The 504-nt window shown below is 32.5% G+C and carries 1 pseudogene; it reads left to right on the top strand.

Features of this window, described 5'->3' with window-relative positions:
* Nucleotides 1–504: pseudogene (locus GOQ24_RS13230) on the top strand (hypothetical protein); the annotation flags it as partial.

Genomic DNA, 504 nt, shown 5'->3' on the forward strand with positions numbered 1-504 from the left:
GATGTTAAGATAACAGTAGTAGATGATGTAGCGAATAACTTTGATACGATTGTTAAGAATCAAAAGTTCAAGGATGTAATTAATAATTATTTAAAAGATAACGCAGAAGGAAATGTTACTTATGAAGGCGGTAAGTTCTATTTTGTGAAGAATGATGGAGATACTATCACCAAAGAATTAATCGACTTAAGTACGCTAATAGAAGAGACAGATACGCCTATTACTGCTACTTTAAAGGATGTAGGAGGAAAAGATGTTCGTACAGGGGAATATAAATACAAGTCTGAAAAAGGTACAGAAATTACCATTAATGTAACAGAGGATGTAGCGAATAACTTCGGAGATGTTATTAATAATGAAGACGTTAAGAAGATATTTAATGATTACTTCACAACTAATCCACCAGCAGGAGGAACAGTTACATATACCTTTGAGAATGACAAACACATCTTTAATTATACAGATAAGGATGGTAACCCTCAGACTTTAGATATGTCTAAGGTA

It is taken from the genome of Myroides sp. LoEW2-1, assembly GCF_009767705.1.
GTDB classification, from domain to species: Bacteria; Bacteroidota; Bacteroidia; order Flavobacteriales; family Flavobacteriaceae; genus Flavobacterium; species Flavobacterium album_A.